The following is a 17808-nucleotide window of genomic DNA, read 5'->3' on the forward strand; positions in this document are numbered from 1 at the left end:
TGTCACCCTTCCAGCACTTCCTTGATCCTGGTGGCGAAGAGCCGCGGGCCGTGTTTGGTGAGCACCGACTCCGCGTGGAACTGCATCGAGGCGAAGCGCGGTCCACGCAGGGCGTGGACCTCTCCCGTCTGTGTGTCGCGGCTGATCTCGACCGTGCCGACACCCGGGCGCTCGATCCTCGCGTTGCCGCTGCGGGCGGCGAAACTGTTGTAGAAGCCGACCAGTTCGCGGTCGCCGAAGAGGTCGATCTCCCGCTGTGTGCCCTGATGCGGGACGTCGCAGCGGAAGACTCCGAGGCCGAGACGGAGGCTGAGCACCTGGTGGCTGAGGCATACGGCGAGGAACGGGCGGCGCGCGGTCAGCAGCCGGTCGACGGCGGTGTGCAGATGGGCGATCCTCGGATGGCCGGCCTCCCGCGGGTCGCCGGGCCCCGGCCCCAGGACGACGAGGTCATAGCCGTCGGTGTCGTACTCCTCGTCGAACCGGCGGACGGTGACATGAAGTCCCAGCGAGCGCAGCTGGTGGGCCATCATCGCGGTGAAGTTGTCCTCGGCGTCCACGACCAGCGTGCGGCAGGGCGGCAGCGTGGGCACGGGGCCGGCAGAGGCCGGGTCTTCGGCGACCCAGTAGCGGGCGAGTGAGGCGCTGCGCTCGCCGAGCGTCGCCCTGACCTCCGGGTAGTCGCTGAAGGGGCGCGGCCGGCCGACCGCCAGCGCGGACAGCAGGCCGACGGCCTTGGCGCGGGTCTCGGCCACCTCGGACGAGGGGTCGGAGTGGCGTACCAGCGTGGCGCCCACGGCGATCGACATCCGTCCTGCGGCGTCGATGTCGGCGGTGCGGATCATGATGGCGGAGTCCATGGCAGGGCCGCCGCTGTGGTCCCGGCCGATGAGGGCCGCGACGCCGCTGTAGTAGCCCCGGCCTTCCGGTTCATGACGGCTGATGACCCGGCAGGCGCTCTCCAGGGGGCTGCCGGTGACGGTCGGCGCGAACATCGTCTCCCGCAGGATGTCCCGCGGGTCGCGGGCCGTGCGGCCCTCGATCAGGTATTCGGTGTGCGCGAGATGGGACATCTCCTTGAGGAAGGGGCCGGTCAGCCGGCCGCCCTCGTCGCAGATGCGGGCCATCATCTTCAGCTCTTCGTCGACGACCATGTTGAGCTCGTCGCTCTCCTTGCCGTCGTGCAGAAACTCCATCACGCCCGGCAGGGTGGGGCCCGTCGGCGGATACCGGTAGGTGCCGCTGATCGGGTTCATCACGGCCGTGCCGGCGCGGAGGCTGACATGCCGTTCCGGGGTCGCGCCGACGAACGTGCGGTCGCCGGTGTGCACGAGGAACGTCCAGTACGCGCCCGACTCGCCCTCGCACAGCCTGCGGAAGAACGTCAGGGCCTTGCACAGCTCGTACTTCTCGATCGTGGCGGCGTAGGAGCGCTTGATGACGAAGTTGGCGCCGACGCCGCGGCCGATCTCCTCGGCGGCGATCCGCCGCACGGTGTCGGCATAGGCCTCGTCGTCCACGTCGAAGCGCTCGCCGACCAGCCGGATCGGGGTGACGGGGATTCGGGCCAGCACCTCGTGGACCGGCAGCACCGCCTGGTCCGTCACCCGCATCGCGATCAGCGGCGCGCCGTCGTCGACGCAGTCGAAGCCGCGCTCGGCGATCTGCCGGTACGGGACCATGGCCAGGACGTCATGCCGGGGTCCGGCGGACTTCTCGCCCGGATCGCCGCCCAGCGGGATACGGGCCAGGGCGTCCGGCGTCGACACCTCGCCGGCGAGGACGTCCAGACTGCCGGGGCCGTTCGCGTCGGGACGGAAGAGCAGCGCGAAGGGCGGCGGCTCGGGCCCGAGCACCCTCTCCAGCAGTTCCCTCCGGTCGGTCATCGGAACACCTCCTCGCTCGTGGTCACCACGGCGCAGCGGCGGGCGGCGTAGTCGAGGGCCAGCCGGTGCTGGCGCGCGGAGAAGTCCGCGGTCGCGTCGGCGGCCAGAAACGGCTGGATGTCATGGGAGAACGCGTCGACCGCGGTCGCCAGCACGCCCACGTGGGCGTACACCCCGCACAGCAGGAGCTGGTCCCGGCCGGCCTCGCGCATCCGGGCGAGCAGACCGGAGCGGAAGAAGGCGCTGTAGCGCCACTTGGTGAAGACCCAGTCGCCGTCGGCGGGGGCCAGGGGCGCCGCCACGGCGCGGTCCCGGGGGTCCGCGGCCATGCCCGGTCCCCAGAAGTCCTGGAGCAGACCGCGCTGTTCCGCGGTCATGCCGCCGGGCTGCACCGTGTACGCCACGGGCACGCCGAGCGCACGGCAGCGGTCGTGCAGAGCGGCCGCGTTGCGGATGAGGGCGGCCCGCAGGGCGTCGGGCAGGGGCCGCAGAAAGAACCTCTGCATATCGTGGACGAGGAGCACGGCCCGGCCGGGCTCCGCCGTCCACCGGGCGGTGTTGGGCGGCAGCTCGGCGGCCGTGGGCAGCTCGTACGGCGCGATCTCGGGTATGCCCGGCGGGGCGGGGGCGGGCACGGTCTGCGGTCGCAGGCCGGCAGCGGAGTCGTTCACCTGGCGGGGCCCCTTCGAGCGATGTCGATCACGTTCAGAAGCCACGATGGCCACTGGTTGTCGCATCCCGCTTGAAAAGGGGTCGAATCAGCGCCATCACGGACGTGCCGGACGGGTGCGGTGCGCCCCGTCACCCCGTACTCCCCCGCTGAGAGCGGGGCGACGGACATCTGCCTCAGCCGGGGGGTGACGGTCCCCGCCGCGCGGACCCCGCACGGCGGCACCTGGGTGCTCCCGGCCGTCAGCATGGCCGCGGCCGCCCACCAGCTGACCTGTCCGGACCCGCTCGCACACCGCTGCTCGGGGTCCGGCGGGCCGACGGCCGCGGACCTGCTGGACGCGATGCGGAACCGGCCCGGCGGCTGGACGTACGCACTGCCCAACCCGGCCTGGCTGTTGGCGCGGCAGCCCGGCGATACGGCGCTCGCCCAGGGGCTCTACCGGCGTCCGCCGCGCAGAAGCCGCGCGGCGGACGCCGCCGCCGAGGCGACCGCGGCCGGCTCAGACGCGGGCTGTGCCATGGGCGAAGACCGCGCCGCTGCCGCCGACTTCGACGGTGTCCACCCGGTCCCCCTCGCCCCGGGTCCTGGCCAGCATCAGCGAGGGCCTGCCCATCTCCACACCTTGCAGGACCTCGATCGGCTCACCGTGCCGGGCGAGGCCGTGCCGGGCGAGATGAATGGCCAGCGGGCCGGCCGCCGAGCCGGTCGCGGCGTCCTCGACGACGCCGTACGCCGGGGAGAACATCCGGCTGCGCCAGCGGGTTCCGGTGCCGACCGGCCCGGCGAAGCAGTTGACGGCCAGGTCGTCGAACCGGGCCAGCGCACGGTGATCGGGCTGGAGCGCGGAGAGGGCGGGCACGTCCTCCAGGCCCACGAAGACATGCCGGGGACCGTTCCGGTAGATCTCCACCGGAAGGACCGAGCGCTTCACGCCGAGGGCCCACAGCAGTTCCCCGGCCCGGTCGAACGGCTCCCAGTCCGGCACCGGCTGCCGCATCCGCGCCGCGACCGCGGTCCCGTTCGTGCGGTGGAGTTCGAAGGGGATGACGCCCATCCGGGTCTCCAGCCGCAGCCGGTCCCCGCCCCGCTCCGCGCCGAGGGCGATCGCCGTGCCCAGCAAGGGGTGCCCGGCGAAGGGCAGTTCGTTGACGGGCGTGAAGATGCGGATGCGGGCGTCCCCGCCCTGCCGCGAGGCGAGGACGAAGGTCGTCTCGGACAGGTTCAGCTCCCGGGCGATGCGCTGCATCCGCTCGCCCGGGAGGTCGTCCGCTTCGAAGAAGACCGCCACGGGATTGCCGGAGAGGGGCTGTTCGCTGAACGCGTCCACCACGACGTACCGGTGCATCGCCCCGCCCCTCCCCTTGCTCTTTTCTCCGTGCCCGGAGCGTGCCAGCAGCCGCTTTCGGCTGGCTCAAGCCGCCCCCGCGGCAGCGCGCGGCGATGAGCGATCAGGTCAGCGGCGGCCCGGTCCGCGGTCACGTGAGGTGGCGCCGGGGCCTTCCTTGTCCAGCTGTATGCGGTCCCTTCAGCATCAGCGGCCTCAAACGTACCGACAGCCACATCTATAGCGATCGAGCACCCGGACGACGCGCGAATGGGCCAGGCGGGCTGCTGGAGCGCCGTGACGTCAAGGCGTTCGGAGGCGGGCGGCGGTCGATGGATTCAATCTAAATTATTGAATACAAATCACACAGATCCCCTCTACATACCGGCCCCGATGGTCTAGATTGACCGTGCTTCAGCTGTTCTCGGACTAGAGGCAACCATTAAATGATCTATAGGTCCGGCGCTGCGGAAAGCCGGCAGTCGCGTCCCCGGCGCCCGGACATGGGGATGATCAATTCTTGGGGTCCTGTAGCTCTCTGAAATAGCCGGGATGTCGCCTGCGGGGGGCCTCCCGCGGGGGAGGAACAGCGCGGCACGGGGGAGGGCGGGGGCCTCCCGTGGGGAGGAAGTGTTAGACGAACACGTCGAATCACTGGGGACCTGGGGGGTTCTGTGCGGCAAGGGGGATTAGTCAGCGCGTTTCCGCCTGCGCGCGAGCGTATGGCGAAGGGGGCACTCAGTCAGTCGGCAATCGCCTGGGAGCAGCGGTATCGCCGTACCGTGATCACCAGCGACACCGTGGTCACCGCCTTCGTGGTGGCGGCGATCGGCAACTTCTTCGGAACCCGGGACGCGGCCGACTGGCACGAGAAGTGGGGAATTCTCGCCTTCGGCACCGAGCTGCTGGTGCTGGGGACGCTTGCGATGAGCCGCTCATGGGCTCCGGCCGTGCTCGGCCAGGGCGCCGAGGAATTCCGCCGGCTCGGACGCTCACTGCTCACGGCGACCGTCGTACTGGCGCTCGGCGGGATCGCCCTCACCTCGCGCAACATCAAGCTCTGGATCTTCGTCGCGATCCCCGCGATCGCGCTCACCACCATGACCGCGCGGTATCTGCTGCGCCTGTGGCTGCACAAACAGCGGAAAGAAGGACGGTGCCTGCGGCCGGTGCTCGCCGCCGGAAGCCCGGACACCGTGCGCGACCTGATCGCCCGAACCCGCAAGTACCCGCATCTCGGCTGGCGGGTGGACGCGGTGTGCACGACGGACGGTCTCGGGCCCGACGGCAACCGACTGGACGGAGTGCCGGTCGTCGGCCGGCTGGCGGACGTCGCGGGCCGCGTCCGCAGCGACGGCTACCGTGTCGTCGCGGTCACCCCGGACCCGCACTGGTCACCGGACCGGCTGCAGCGGCTGGCCTGGAACCTCGAGGGCAGCGACGCCGAGATGGTCGTGGCCCCCGTGCTGATGGAGGTGGCCGGCCCGCGGCTGCATGTCGACGCGGTGCTCGGGATACCGCTGCTGCGGGTCAGCATGCCGGCCTTCACCGGGGGCCGCCGGGTGGTCAAGGAGGTCGTCGACCGGGTGGGCGCGGCGGTCCTGCTGGTGCTGTTCGCGCCGCTGATGGTGCTCGTCGGGCTGCTCGTCCTTGCGGACAGCCGGGGCGGGGTGTTCTACCGCCAGCGCAGAGTCGGCAAGGACGGCCGCGAGTTCACCATTTTCAAGTTCCGCACCATGGTCGCCGGAGCCCACGGGGCACGTGCCGGGCTGGCTCACCGCAACGAGGGCGCCGGCCTGCTGTTCAAGCTCCGCCGGGACCCGCGGGTGACCCGGGTGGGAGCGGTGCTGCGCCGGTACTCGCTCGACGAGCTCCCGCAGCTCTTCAACGTGCTCACCGGATCGATGTCGCTCGTCGGCCCCCGGCCTCCGCTGCCGGAGGAGTCCGCCGCGTACGGCCCGGACATCCGGCGGCGGCTGCTGGTCAAGCCCGGACTCACCGGCCTGTGGCAGATCAGCGGGCGCAGCGACCTGCCGTGGGAAGAGGCGGTCCGGCTGGACCTGCGGTACGTGGAGGACTGGTCGCTGGCCCTGGACACAGTGATCTTGTGGAAGACGCTGCGCGCGGTGCTCCGCGGGCAGGGGGCCTACTGATGCGCGGGGAGCTGCGGCGGGGCGGTCCCGCCGCGGCGTGGACCGCAGGCCGCCAGGGCCTGCCCGGGGGGAGGAACGGGTCATGAGAGTCAGCGTTCTCGGGCTCGGCTACGTGGGCTGTGTGTCGGCCGCGTGCCTGGCCAGCATGGGTCACGAGGTCATCGGGGTGGATGTGAACCCGGTGAAGGTCGACCTGGTCAACGACGGCAGGGCCCCGGTGGTCGAGGAGCGGATCGGCGAGCTCATCGCCGAGGTCGTGCCGACCGGAGCGTTACGCGCCACCGGCGACGTCCGCGAGGCGATCCTGGGCAGCGAGGTGTCGCTGGTCTGCGTGGGCACTCCGTCCGCGCCCAACGGCAGCCTGTGCACCACGTACTTGGAGCGGGTCACCGAGCAGATCGGCGCCGCGCTGGCGGATCGCGGCGGGCGGCACACCGTCGTGTTCCGCAGCACCATGCTCCCGGGCACCTGTCTGAATCTGCTGGTGCCGATTCTGGAGAAGTCCGTCGGCGGCACGGCCGGGGTGGACGTCCACGTCGCGGTCAATCCGGAGTTCCTGCGCGAGGGCACGAGCGTGCGGGACTTCTTCGACCCGCCCAAGACCGTCATCGGCGAGCTCGGTCCGGCGAGCGGCGATGCGGTGATGGCGCTGTACGACGGCTTGCCCGGCGAGGTGTTCCGGGTGCCGATCCCGACGGCCGAGGCGATCAAATACGCGGACAACGCGTTCCACGGCCTCAAGATCGGCTTCGCGAACGAGCTGGGCGCGGTGTGCCAGGCGCTCGGGGTGGACTCGCACCAGGTGATGGATGTGTTCCTGGCCGACCGCAAGCTGAACATCAGCCCCGCCTATCTGCGGCCCGGCTTCGCCTTCGGCGGCTCCTGCCTGCCCAAGGACCTGCGCAGCCTGGTCCACGCGGCACAGCGCGCCGATGTCTCGGTGCCCATCCTCTCCCATGTGCTGCCCTCCAACTCCGACCATCTGCAGCGCGCGGTGGAACTGGTCGAGCGCACCGGCAAGCGCCGGGCGGGCCTGTTCGGGCTGTCCTTCAAACCCGGCACCGACGACCTCCGCGAGAGCCCGCTCGTCGAGCTGGCGGAGCGGCTCTACGGCAAGGGGTACGACCTCAAGATCCACGACGCGAATGTGAGCCTCTCCCGGCTGCTCGGCGCGAACCGCGAGTACATCGAGACCCGGCTGCCGCACCTCGCGCAGCTGCTCGCGGACTCCGTCGACGAGGTGCTTGAGCATGCCGAGGTGTGCCTGGTCGGGACCAGGGACCCGGCCGTGCTGTCGGCGCTGCCCCGTGGCGGCGGCCCGCTGATCGTCGACCTCATCCGCCTTCCCGACGCCGAGGCGCGCCGGGCCGAACCGGGGTACATGGGCCTTGCTTGGTGACACATCGTCCGGCGGCACACCGTCCGGCGACACATCGTCCGACGACACATCGTTTGGCGGCGCAGCCGGCGGCGACCGGCCGGGCCGGCGCGCGCTGATCCTGGTGGAGAACCTGTCGGTGCCGTTCGACCGGCGGGTGTGGCAGGAGTGCACGACGCTGCGCGACGCGGGCTGGGAGGTGCACGTCATCTGTCCGCAGGGGAGCAAGCGGGACACGGAGCCGGAGGCGGAGATCGACGGGGTGCGGATCCACCGTTACCCGCTGCGTGCGGCTGCCGGAGGGCCGGCCGGCTATCTGCGGGAGTACGGACTGGCGTTGTGGCATACGGTCCGGCTGGCCCGGAAGGTCGGCCCGGTCGACGTGGTCCACGCCTGCAACCCGCCCGACCTGCTGTTCCTGCCTGCGCTGTGGCTGAAGCGGCGCGGAGCGCGGTTTGTCTTCGACCAGCACGACCTGGTGCCCGAGCTGTATCTCTCCCGGTTCGGCCGCGGCGAAGATCTGCTCTACCGCGCCGTGTGCGCGCTGGAGCGGCTGACCTACCGGGCCGCGGACGTCGTACTCGCCACAAACGAGAGCTACCGTGACGTCGCGGTGCGCCGTGGCGGCCGGCGGCCACAGGACGTCGTCGTCGTACGCAGCGCGCCCGACACCGACCGGTTCCGCCCCGTACCGCCCGAGCCGGAGCTGAAGCGCGGCAAGCCTCATCTGCTGTGCTACCTCGGCGTCATGGGCCCGCAGGACGGCGTCGACTACGCCTTGCGGGCCCTTGAGAAGCTGCGCTACGAGCTCGGGCGCACCGACTGGCACGCGGTGTTCGTCGGCGCAGGCGACACCTTCGACGCGATGGCAGAGCTGTCCCGGCGGCTCGGGCTGTCCGAGCAGGTGCAGTTCACCGGGCGCATCCCGGACGCCGATCTGGTGCGCTATCTGTCCACCGCGGACGTGTGCCTCTCCCCCGACCCGCGCAATCCGCTCAACGACGTGTCGACCATGAACAAGGTCCTGGAGTACATGGTGATGGGCCGGCCGATCGTCTCGTTCGACCTGAAGGAGGCGCGAGTCTCCGCCGGTGACGCCGCCGTCTACGCGCCCGCCAACGACGAGGGTGAGTTCGCCGGGCTTATCGCGCTGCTGCTGGACGACCCGGAGAAGCGGGCCCGGATGGGCAAGACCGGCCAGGAGCGGATCAACGGGCCGCTGTCCTGGCGCAACTCGCAGGCGTCGCTGCTCGCCGCCTACGCCGCCGTCTGCCGTGACCACGCTCCGGTGTCGGCGGGCCGCCCCTATCGGGCAAGGAGGAAGCCGCGCCATTGAACGACGACACGATACGGCTGGTCACGATCGGGCGCATTGTCCGTCGGCGCTGGCGGCTTCTCACCATCCTCGCCGTGGTGGGCGCGCTCCTCGGCTACGGCGTCTCCCTGCTGTTTCCGCCGCGTTATACGACGTCGGCCTCGGTACTGCTGCCCGGGGCGTGGGAGAAGCGCGAGCTGCTGACTCAGGCGGAGATCGCGACCAGTTCGGCGGTGCTCGACCGTGCGGCCGCCGCGCTCGGCTGGACCGGGGTCAGCGGCAGCGAACTGCGGGATCGGGTGAGCGCCGACGCCGCCGACGGGAACATCATCAAGATCTCGGGCACCTCCGACACCCCGGAGCGCGCGCAGCGACTCTCCGACCAGGTGGCCCGGCAGCTCGTCGCTTTCGCCGCGCGGATCGCCGGCGACGACGCCGGCTCCGGGGCAGAGGCACGGCCCGAGGCGCTGCGGCAGATGGTGGTGCAGACCAGCCGCCGCATCACCGAGCTGGCCGATGCGGCCGATCCGGGGCAGACCGTGGAGAGCGTGCAGACTCGCACCGAGCTCGCGAAGCTGCGCACCGCACTGCATGAGGCCGTCAAGAAGCTGGAGGAGGCCGACCCGGCTGCCGGCAAGGCCAATATGGTCGTCATGGGACCGGCGGCCCGGCCCGACGGCGAGGCGCCGCCGACGAGGACGCAGCTCATCGTCGCCGGGGCACTGCTGTTCTTTCTGCTCGCGATCATCGGCCATCTCGCCGCCGCGCGGATGAGCCGTCGGCTGCGCACCGAACCGGAGATCGCCGCGGCGCTGGGGGCGGCGCTGCTGGGCAGCGTCGACGTACCCGATGAACGGCGCGCGCACCGGCCGGAAGGCCGTGGCCCGCGGGCCCGGATCCGGTGGCTGCTGGGCCTTGACATCCGGTGGGACATGCCCGCCCCGCAGTTGTCGGACGACGAGGCCGGCAGGCAGATCCGCTGCCGGCGGGTGTGCGCCCGCCTCCGGGAGGCGCTGCCGGCCCCCCGGCGGCTGCTGGTTGTCGTCCCGGACGGCGACGAGACCGCCCGCCGGGCCGCCGGGCAGCTTGTCGCCGAGGCCGAGAGCGATCAGCTGCTGCGGGTGGCGGGGGTGGCAGGGGTCTCGGTGTCCCAGCCGCTGGTGCCGGACCGCGGCGACGAGTCCGGCGCCCTGGTCGTGCTCAGCGCGGGCCGCTGGACCGCAGGGGAGCTCGCCGGCATCGCCGAGGCGTGTGCGGACGCGGGGCACGAGATCGTCGGCATCGTCCTCGCCTGCCCGGTCCGGGCCTGTCCGGCGCGGTCTGCCGGCCGTCCTCGGAATGCCGCCGTGCCGGCTCTCGCGGCCGGCCACGACACGCCGGGAGGTCCGGGGTGACGACGCGTACGGCTGCACAGTCGTCCGCCGCCCCTCCGCTGCTGGACCTGCAGGCGCTGGTGGTGGCGGTGCGGAGGCGACGCCGCCTCTGGTGCTCCATGGCGCTGCTGGGGCTGCTCGTCGGCGCGGCGGCAGCGGTCCTGCTGCCACCGCCGCCGACCGCGGTGACCAAGGTGCTGGTCGCGCATCAGGGGGACCAGCCGAACGACCCCGGAACGCTGATCCGCACCGACGTCGCGCTGCTGCACACCACGCGGATCGCCGACAAGGCGCTGCAGGCCCTTGAGTCCCCGGAAAAACCAGAGGACTTCATGCGGGACTACGAGGGCATCGGCCTGACCAACAACCTGCTGCAGATCAATGTGGCGGGTGACAGCGACGCGGAAGCGGTGGCCCGCGCCAAGGCGCTGGCCGACGCGTTCGTCGCGGACCATGTGAGCCGGATACAGCAGGCCGCGAACGCCGAGGCCAAGGGCCTGCTCGACCAGCGTGACCGCATGCGGGACGAACTCGCCCGGGTCAACAAGGCGATCGGAGAGGGATCGCCGGAGAGCGGCCCGGAGGCTTCGGCGAACATGGAGTCGCTCTTCGCCCGCCGGGCCGAACTCACCTCGCGCATCGCCGACTTCGACCAGCGCGCCGCGGAGGCGCGGATCGGCACGCCCCGGCTCATCGCCGGCACCCAGATCGTGGACGCCCCCCGCGCGGTGCGGCACTCCCTGCCGAAGGCCGCTGCCGCCAACGCCGGGATCGGGCTCGCCCTCGGGCTCGTCCTCGGGCTGGCGGTGGCCACGGTCTCCACGGTGGTGGCGGACCGCCCCGTGCTGCGCCGGGAGATCGCGGCGAATCTCGGCGCCTCGGTCATCGCGGAGCTGCCGCGCAGGCCGGCCGGACTGTGGCGGCGCCGGCGGGTCCGGGCGGAACGGACCAGGCTCACCGCGTTCCTGGCCCGCACCGTGCGCGGCTCCGCGGAACCGGTGTCGCTGCTGGAACTGGGCTGTGCGCGCAGCGCGAGCGCCATCGCCCTGGAGCTCGCCAGGGCGCTGGCGGCGGACGGACCGGTGACCGTCGTCGACGGTCTGCCCGGCCAGCGGCTCGCGGGCCGCCGCCCGAAGCCGGGAGACCCCGTCGTGGTCGACGGCGGGCATGCCGCGGCGGTGTCGCATGAGCAGCGCTGGCTCGGCGTCGGCTCGGTGGCGCCCGGCGCGGCGTGGACCGGCCTTCAGCACCTCGGCACGCAGACCGTGCTGGTCGTGCGTGCCGGGCACAGCAGCGCCGCATGGCTGCACACCGTGGCGCGGCAACTCGCGGACCAGCGCATTTTGGTGATCGGTGTGGTGCTGATCGACCCCGACCCGCGTGACCGGACCGACGGCACGCTGTGGGAGGGGCCGAACACGGCGCCGCGCGGCCAGAACGAGCGGCCTGCCCGGCAGGACGACACGGGCGGCCGACGGCGGACGGAGCGGCTGCCGATGTGGGCGGCGCGAGTCCCGGAAAGCAACCAGGAGGCGCGGTAGGACATGTGTGGCATCGCAGGCACATACCGATGGCCGGACGGGAAGGCGGTGACCGACCGGCTCACCGATACCCTCGCCCACCGCGGTCCGGACGGGGCGGGCCGGTACAGCCACCCCGCCGGTGACGGCGAAGTGCACCTCGGGCACCGCCGGCTGGCCATTGTCGACCTGTCCGGGACCGGCGCCCAGCCGATGGCCTCGGGCGGCCTCGTCCTGACGTACAACGGCGAGCTGTACAACGCGCCCGAGCTGCGTGCCGAGCTGGCAGCCGCCGGGGTGCGCTTCCGCGGCACCTCCGACACCGAGGTGCTGCTGGAGGCCTGGCGGCGCTGGGGCACGGACTGTCTGCCCCGGCTGCGCGGCATGTTCGCGTTCGGGGTCTTCGACGAGCACACCGGTGATCTGGTGCTCGCCCGCGACCAGCTCGGCATCAAGCCGCTGTTCCTGCTCCGGCGCGGCGAGGGCCTGGCGTTCGCCTCCGAGCTGAAGGCGCTCGCCGCCGTGACCGGCGGATCGCTGCAGGTGGACCATGCGGCGCTGGTGGCCTCGCTGCTGTACTACTGGGTGCCGGACTCGCGGTGCGCGTTCCGCGAAGCGGAGAAGCTGCCGCCGGGGAGCTGGCTGAGGTGCCGGCCCGACGGCCGGGTGGAGCGCGGCCGGTTCTGGCGGCTGAAGGACGTCGCCGCCGAGGCCGGGGAGCGGGCCCGGGCCGGAGAGCAGCCGGATGTCGCCGCCGTCGTCGAGGAGTCGACACGGCGTCATCTGCTCTCCGACGTCCCCGTGGCGACGTTCCTCTCCGGCGGTCTCGACTCCAGCTATCTGACCGCGCTGGCGGCCCGCGACCGGCCCGGGATCTCCGCTTACACGATCGGGTTCCGGGCCGAGGACGCCAGGTTTGAGGCGATGCCGGACGACCTGCGCTATGCCCGGCGGGTGGCCGACCGGTTCGGCGTCGACCTGCGGGAGATCGAGATCGCTCCGAATGTGCTCGACCTGCTGCCGCGGATGACATACCACCTGGACGAGCCGGTCGGCGACCCGGCCGCGATCAACACTTTTCTGATCTGCTCGGCAGCCCGGGAGGCCGGGGTCAAGGTGATGCTCTCGGGGATGGGTGCGGACGAGCTGTTCGCCGGCTACCGCAAGCACCTGGCCAACCTGCTCGCGCTGCGCTACCAGCGCATCCCGCGGCCCCTCCGGCGTGGCCTGTTCCGGGCGGTGGACCGGCTGCCCGTCGCCACGGCCCGCCGGGGGTACCGTTCGGTGCGCTTCGCGAAGCGGTTCCTCTCCTTCGCCGATCTGCCGGAGGAGACCGCGTTCCGGCGCAGCTACACCATGTACGACCAGGACGAGCTGCTCGCCCTGGTCGCTCCGGACCTGGCCGGGGCGGTCGAGGACGTGCTGACCGAGCATGCGGACATCTACCAGGACAATGACCTCGACGACTTCGTCAACCGCATGTGCCTGGCCGACGCCCGGATGTTCCTGCCGGGCCTGAACCTCGCGTACACGGACCGGTCGAGCATGGCCGCGTCGACCGAGGTGCGGGTGCCGTATGTGGACGTCGAGGTGGTCAAGGCGGCGTTCGCCGTGCCCGGCCATCGCAAGATCGTGGGACGGCAGGGCAAGGCCGTCCTCAAGGAGGCGGCCTGCTCGACCCTGCCCCGGGAGATCGTGTACCGGCCCAAGGGCCTGTTCAGCGCCCCGCTGCGCGCCTGGATGAGCCGGGATCTGGCGCCGCTGGTGCGCGAGGTGGTGCACGACGGCGTGCTCGTCGGTTCCGGGCTCCTGCGCCGCGACGCGCTGGCGCGCATGGTCGCCCAGGACGCCGCCGGGCAGCGGGACTTCTCCAAGCATCTCTGGCATGTGCTGACCCTCGAGTACTGGTATCGCGGCGCGACTTCTGGGGAGTTCGGGTGAAACAGGTTGTGCAGAACTACAAGAGCGGCGAGCTGACGCTGCTCGACGTGCCGGAGCCGGGGTGCAAGCCGGGGGGTGTGCTGGTCCGCACCGCCTATTCGCTGATCTCCACCGGGACCGAGCTGATGAAGGTGTCCGAGGCCGGGATGTCGATGGTGGGCAAGGCCCGCTCCCGGCCGGACCAGGTGGCCAAGGTCATGCAGAGCGTGGCGGCCAACGGGGTGCCCGCCACCTACCGCAAGGTGATGGGCAAGCTGGACTCCTACACGCCGCTCGGCTACTCGCTGTGCGGGGTGGTCGAGCAGGTCGGCGCCGGGATCGGCGATGTGCAGGCCGGCGACCTCGTGGCCTGCGCCGGCAATGAGCACGCGTTGCACGCCGAGCTGAACTGGGTGCCGAAGAACCTCTTCGCGCGGGTGCCGGACGGCCTCGCGCCGCGGCACGCGGCCTTCGGCACCGTCGGGTCGATCGCCTTGCAGGGCGTGCGCCGGGGCGAGTCACAGCTCGGCGACGTGGCGCTGGTCATCGGCCTCGGGCTGATCGGGCAGCTGGTGGTGCAGCTGCTGGCCGCGTCGGGGGTCCGCGTCGTCGGGGTCGACCCCGACCCGGCGCGCTGCGAGCTCGCCGAGCGCCTGGGCGCGGCGGCCTGCGGCGATCCCGCCTCCGCCGCCGTGGAGAGCTCCGTCGCCAAACTCACCGGCGGCCTGGGCGTGGACCAGGTGTATCTGGCCGCCGGCGGCGACAGCAACCAGCCCGTCGAGCTGGCCGCCCGGATGAGCCGGGACCGCGGCCGGGTCGTCGACATCGGCAAGTGCCGCCTGGATCTGCCGTGGAACGCGTACTACGAGAAGGAGCTCGACGTCCGGTTCTCCCGCTCGTACGGCCCCGGGCGCTACGACCCGGAGTACGAGCTCGGGGGGCGGGATTACCCGATCGGCTATGTGCGCTGGACCGAGCGCCGCAATCTGGCGTGTTTCCTCGATCTCCTCGCCCGCGGCCGGGTCGACGTGGAGCCCCTGGTCTCCCACATCGCCGACTTCGACGACGCCGTCGGGACGTACCGGCGGCTGAAGGACGGCGGTCTGAAGGCTGTGGCCGTGCTGTTCCGGTACCCCGGACACACGGGGGAAGCGCTTGCCCCGGCAGCCCAGGCGGTGGCCGTGCCCGCGGTGAAGACGGAGCGGAGTCCGGTCCGTGCCGCCAAGGCCCCGGTGCGGCTCGCGTTCGTCGGCGCGGGAAACTACGCGACATCGATGCTGCTGCCGCATCTGGCACAGCGCGACGGCGTCGAGTTGTCCGCGGTCGTCACCACGACGGCGCTGTCCGCGGCCAACGCGAAGCGGAAGTTCGGCTTCGCCGAGGCGACCGCCGATCTCGACGCCGTGCTCGGCGACCCGTCCATCGACGCGGTGTTCGTGGTCACCCGCCACAGCTCGCACGCCGAACTGACCCGGAAGGCGCTGCTGGCCGGCAAGGCGGTGTTCGTGGAGAAGCCGCTGGCGCTCACCGAGGACGAGCTGGCCGGCGTGCTCGCGGCGGTGGAGGAGTCCGGCAACGACCGGCTGCAGGTGGGCTTCAACCGCCGCTTCGCGCCGCTGCTGCTTCAGGCTAGGAAGCGGTTCGGCGCCCGTACCGGCCCGGCGAGCCTCCGCTACCTGGTCAATGCGGGCCGGCTGGAGCACGGCAGCTGGTACCTCCGACAGGACACCGAGGGCTCGCGGTTCGCCGGCGAGGGCGGGCACTTCATCGACACAGCGAGCTGGCTGCTCGGGGCCGACCCGGTCTCGGTGTACGCGGTCGCCACATCCGGCGACGAAGGCGGCGCCGACATCCAGGCGGTGCTGCGCTACCCGGACGGCTCCACCGCCGCCATCAGCTATGTCACCACGGGCGCGCCCGGCTTCCCCAAGGAGACGCTGGACATGGTCGCGGACGGCAAGGTGCTGCGGCTCGACGACTTCGTCCGTGCCGCCGTGTACGACGGCCGCCGCAAGCAGTGGATCGGTTCGCGGCTGCCCCAGGCCCGGGACAAGGGCCAGAACGCCGAGCTGGCCGCGTTCATCAAGGCCGTGCGGACCGGCGGGCCGATGCCGGTGCCGCTTCAGTCGCTGGCCGCCACCACGGCGGCCACCCTCGCCGTGCAGTCCGGCCTGGCCGGCGGCGCGCCGGTGACGCTGGCGAGGACGCGATGACGGTGCGCGCGGGGAGTGCGGGCTGGTATCTGCGGCGGCTGTCCCGGATGGGACCGCGGGAGATCGGCGGCCGGGCGGGCGACGCGCTGCGCAGGCGGCGGTGGCGGTCGGCTCGGCCCAACTGCCCGAGCGTGACCGGCGCCCGGTTCACCGCGGTGCTGCCCGCGGGGACGATCGCCGCGGCGCCGCCGGACGCCGCGAAACGGCTCATCGCCGAGGCCGACCGGCTGATGGCCGGGCACGCCAGGTATTTCGGGGTGGAACGCGACGACCTGGCCGACCCGGACTGGCAGTACGACCCGAAGACCGGGCGACGGGCTGAGCCGGGCTACGCCTTCGACGTGCCGTACCGGGACGAGGACGCGGTCGGGGACATCAAGCAGATCTGGGAACTGTCCCGGCATCAGCACCTCACCGTGCTCGCCGCCGCCTATGCGCTCACCGGGAACGAGCGGTACGCCGAGCGCGTGGCCGGGCACCTCACGTCGTGGTGGTCTGCCAACCCGCCGCTGCGCGGGGTGCACTGGACCAGCGGCATCGAGCTGGGGATCCGGCTGCTGTCCTGGGTGTGGATCCGCCGGCTGCTCGACGGCTGGCCGGGCGCGGCAGGTCTGTTCGAGGGCAACCCGGAGGCGCTGAACCAGATCTGGCACCACCAGCGCTGGCTGGCCGCCTTCCCCAGCCGGGGGTCCTCGGCGAACAACCACGTCATCGCCGAGGCCGCCGGGCAGGCCGCCGCGGCCTGCGCGTTCGGGTGGTTCCCCTCCTCGGCGCGCTGGCGGGCCGACGCGCTGCGGTCACTGGAGCGGCAGCTGCGAAACAACACCTTCGGCTCCGGTCTCAACCGCGAACTGGCCACCGAGTACCACGGACTGGTGCTGGAGCTCGGCCTGGCCGCGGTGGCCGAGGCGGACGCCGCGGGCGCGGAAGTCCCCGCAGCGGTCCGGCTGGTGCTGCTGCGGATGACCGACGCGCTCGCGGCCATCGTGGACAGCCGGCTGCGGCCGCCGCGCCAGGGGGACGCGGACGACGGGCACGGTCTGGTCGTGGACGGCGCGGGCACCGACCGCTGGGCCTCGCTGCTGGCCACCGGGGACGCCGTGTTCGGCCGGCTCCCCTGGTGGCCGGCGGTGACCGGCGCCGATGTCCGCACCGGGCTGCTGGCCGCGCTCATCAAGCCCGCTGAACTGTCCGTGTCCCGCCCGGCAAGCCGTCCGGCCCATTTCGCCGACGCGGGGCTCACCATCCTGCGGGGTCCGGGGGAGATCTGGTGCCGCTGCGACGGCGGGCCGCACGGCTTCCTGTCCATCGCCGCGCATGCTCACGCGGACGCGCTGTCCGTGGAGGTCCGGCACGACGGGGTCGATGTGCTCGCCGACCCCGGGACGTTCTGCTACCACGGGCAGCCCGAGTGGCGGCAGTACTTCCGGTCGACCCTCGGGCACAACACCCTGCAGGTGGACGGCGGTGACCAGTCCGTCTCCGGCGGCCCGTTCCTGTGGACCAGGCACGCCCGCAGCCGCGTCCTGGTCGCGGACCCATCCCCCGCCTCCGCCGCGGGGACGGCCCGCTGGTGCGCCGAGCACGACGGTTACCGGCGCTGTGTGCACCGCCGCCGGGTGGAGCTGGCGGCCGCGAGCCAGGAGCTGAGGGTGGTCGACCAGGTGCGCGGCCGGCACAGCCCGCGCCGGGCCGTGCGCCTGGCGTTCCACCTCGGCCCGGCGATCGCCGCGGACCTGGCGGGGAACCGGGCGGTGCTCACCTGGACCCGGGACGGCGAGGACCGCTCCGCGGTGCTCGACCTGCCGGGGCAGCTGTGCTGGCGGGCGCATCGCGGCGAGAGCGACCCGCCGCTGGGCTGGTACTCCGCCGGCTTCGGGCGCAAGGAGCCCAGCACCACGCTGGTCGGCGCCGGCTCGGCCGACGGCACGGAGGAGTTCACCACCGTACTCAGGTTCCGCGGCGAGGGAGCGTCGCCCGAAGGGCCACGGGGGTGAGCGTGCGTGCCAGGCGGTGCACGGCAGACGGGACTTGACGACACGACGCGGGGAGG

The 17808-nt window shown here is 72.3% G+C and carries 11 protein-coding genes; 8 read left to right on the top strand and 3 right to left on the bottom strand.

Going from position 1 to position 17808, the window contains the following annotated elements; genetic code table 11:
- Positions 1–2: 2 nt before the first annotated feature.
- The 3 genes from OF819_RS13280 to OF819_RS13290 all read right to left on the bottom strand — a co-directional run bounded on the left by OF819_RS13280 (position 3) and on the right by OF819_RS13290 (position 3904).
- Positions 3–1886 (bottom strand): anthranilate synthase family protein, encoded by a 1884-nt coding sequence (locus OF819_RS13280; protein ID WP_267243688.1) that lies wholly within the window; start codon positions 1884–1886, stop codon positions 3–5.
- Positions 1883–2557 carry an isochorismatase family protein gene (locus OF819_RS13285; protein ID WP_323748922.1) on the bottom strand — a complete coding sequence of 225 codons (675 nt, stop codon included), beginning with the start codon at positions 2555–2557 and terminating at the stop codon, positions 1883–1885. Before OF819_RS13285 ends, OF819_RS13280 begins: the two co-directional genes overlap by 4 nt.
- A gap of 501 nt (positions 2558–3058) precedes the next feature.
- Positions 3059–3904, bottom strand: a complete 846-nt coding sequence (locus tag OF819_RS13290) for a PhzF family phenazine biosynthesis protein (RefSeq protein WP_267243689.1) — start codon at positions 3902–3904, stop codon at positions 3059–3061.
- Positions 3905–4557: 653 nt separating this feature from the next.
- Between OF819_RS13290 and OF819_RS13295 the strand changes: the two genes are divergently transcribed.
- The 8 genes from OF819_RS13295 (at position 4558) to OF819_RS13330 (ending at position 17752) form a co-directional block, all read left to right on the top strand.
- Positions 4558–6036, top strand: a complete 1479-nt coding sequence (locus OF819_RS13295; RefSeq protein ID WP_267243690.1) for a sugar transferase — start codon at positions 4558–4560, stop codon at positions 6034–6036.
- 82 nt (positions 6037–6118) lie between these two features.
- Positions 6119–7435, top strand: a complete 1317-nt coding sequence (locus tag OF819_RS13300; protein ID WP_267243691.1) for a nucleotide sugar dehydrogenase — start codon at positions 6119–6121, stop codon at positions 7433–7435.
- Positions 7425–8750, top strand: coding sequence for a glycosyltransferase family 4 protein (locus tag OF819_RS13305; protein WP_416370525.1), 1326 nt, complete (start codon positions 7425–7427; stop codon positions 8748–8750). The genes OF819_RS13300 and OF819_RS13305 overlap by 11 nt, the downstream gene beginning before the upstream one ends.
- A complete protein-coding gene (locus tag OF819_RS13310) occupies positions 8747–10123 on the top strand; it encodes a Wzz/FepE/Etk N-terminal domain-containing protein (protein WP_267243692.1) in 1377 nt (458 codons plus the stop codon). The genes OF819_RS13305 and OF819_RS13310 overlap by 4 nt, the downstream gene beginning before the upstream one ends.
- Positions 10120–11643, top strand: a complete 1524-nt coding sequence (locus OF819_RS13315) for a Wzz/FepE/Etk N-terminal domain-containing protein (RefSeq protein WP_267243693.1) — start codon at positions 10120–10122, stop codon at positions 11641–11643. The genes OF819_RS13310 and OF819_RS13315 overlap by 4 nt, the downstream gene beginning before the upstream one ends.
- A gap of 3 nt (positions 11644–11646) precedes the next feature.
- Positions 11647–13563 carry an asparagine synthase (glutamine-hydrolyzing) gene (gene asnB, locus OF819_RS13320; protein ID WP_267243694.1) on the top strand — a complete coding sequence of 639 codons (1917 nt, stop codon included), beginning with the start codon at positions 11647–11649 and terminating at the stop codon, positions 13561–13563.
- Positions 13560–15755 carry a bi-domain-containing oxidoreductase gene (locus OF819_RS13325; protein WP_267243695.1) on the top strand — a complete coding sequence of 732 codons (2196 nt, stop codon included), beginning with the start codon at positions 13560–13562 and terminating at the stop codon, positions 15753–15755. Before asnB ends, OF819_RS13325 begins: the two co-directional genes overlap by 4 nt.
- Positions 15752–17752, top strand: a complete 2001-nt coding sequence (locus OF819_RS13330; protein WP_267243696.1) for an alginate lyase family protein — start codon at positions 15752–15754, stop codon at positions 17750–17752. Before OF819_RS13325 ends, OF819_RS13330 begins: the two co-directional genes overlap by 4 nt.
- The last annotated feature ends 56 nt before the right edge of the window (positions 17753–17808 follow it).

Source organism: Streptomyces sp. PR69 (assembly GCF_026420845.1).
Classification (GTDB): Bacteria; Actinomycetota; Actinomycetes; order Streptomycetales; family Streptomycetaceae; genus Streptomyces.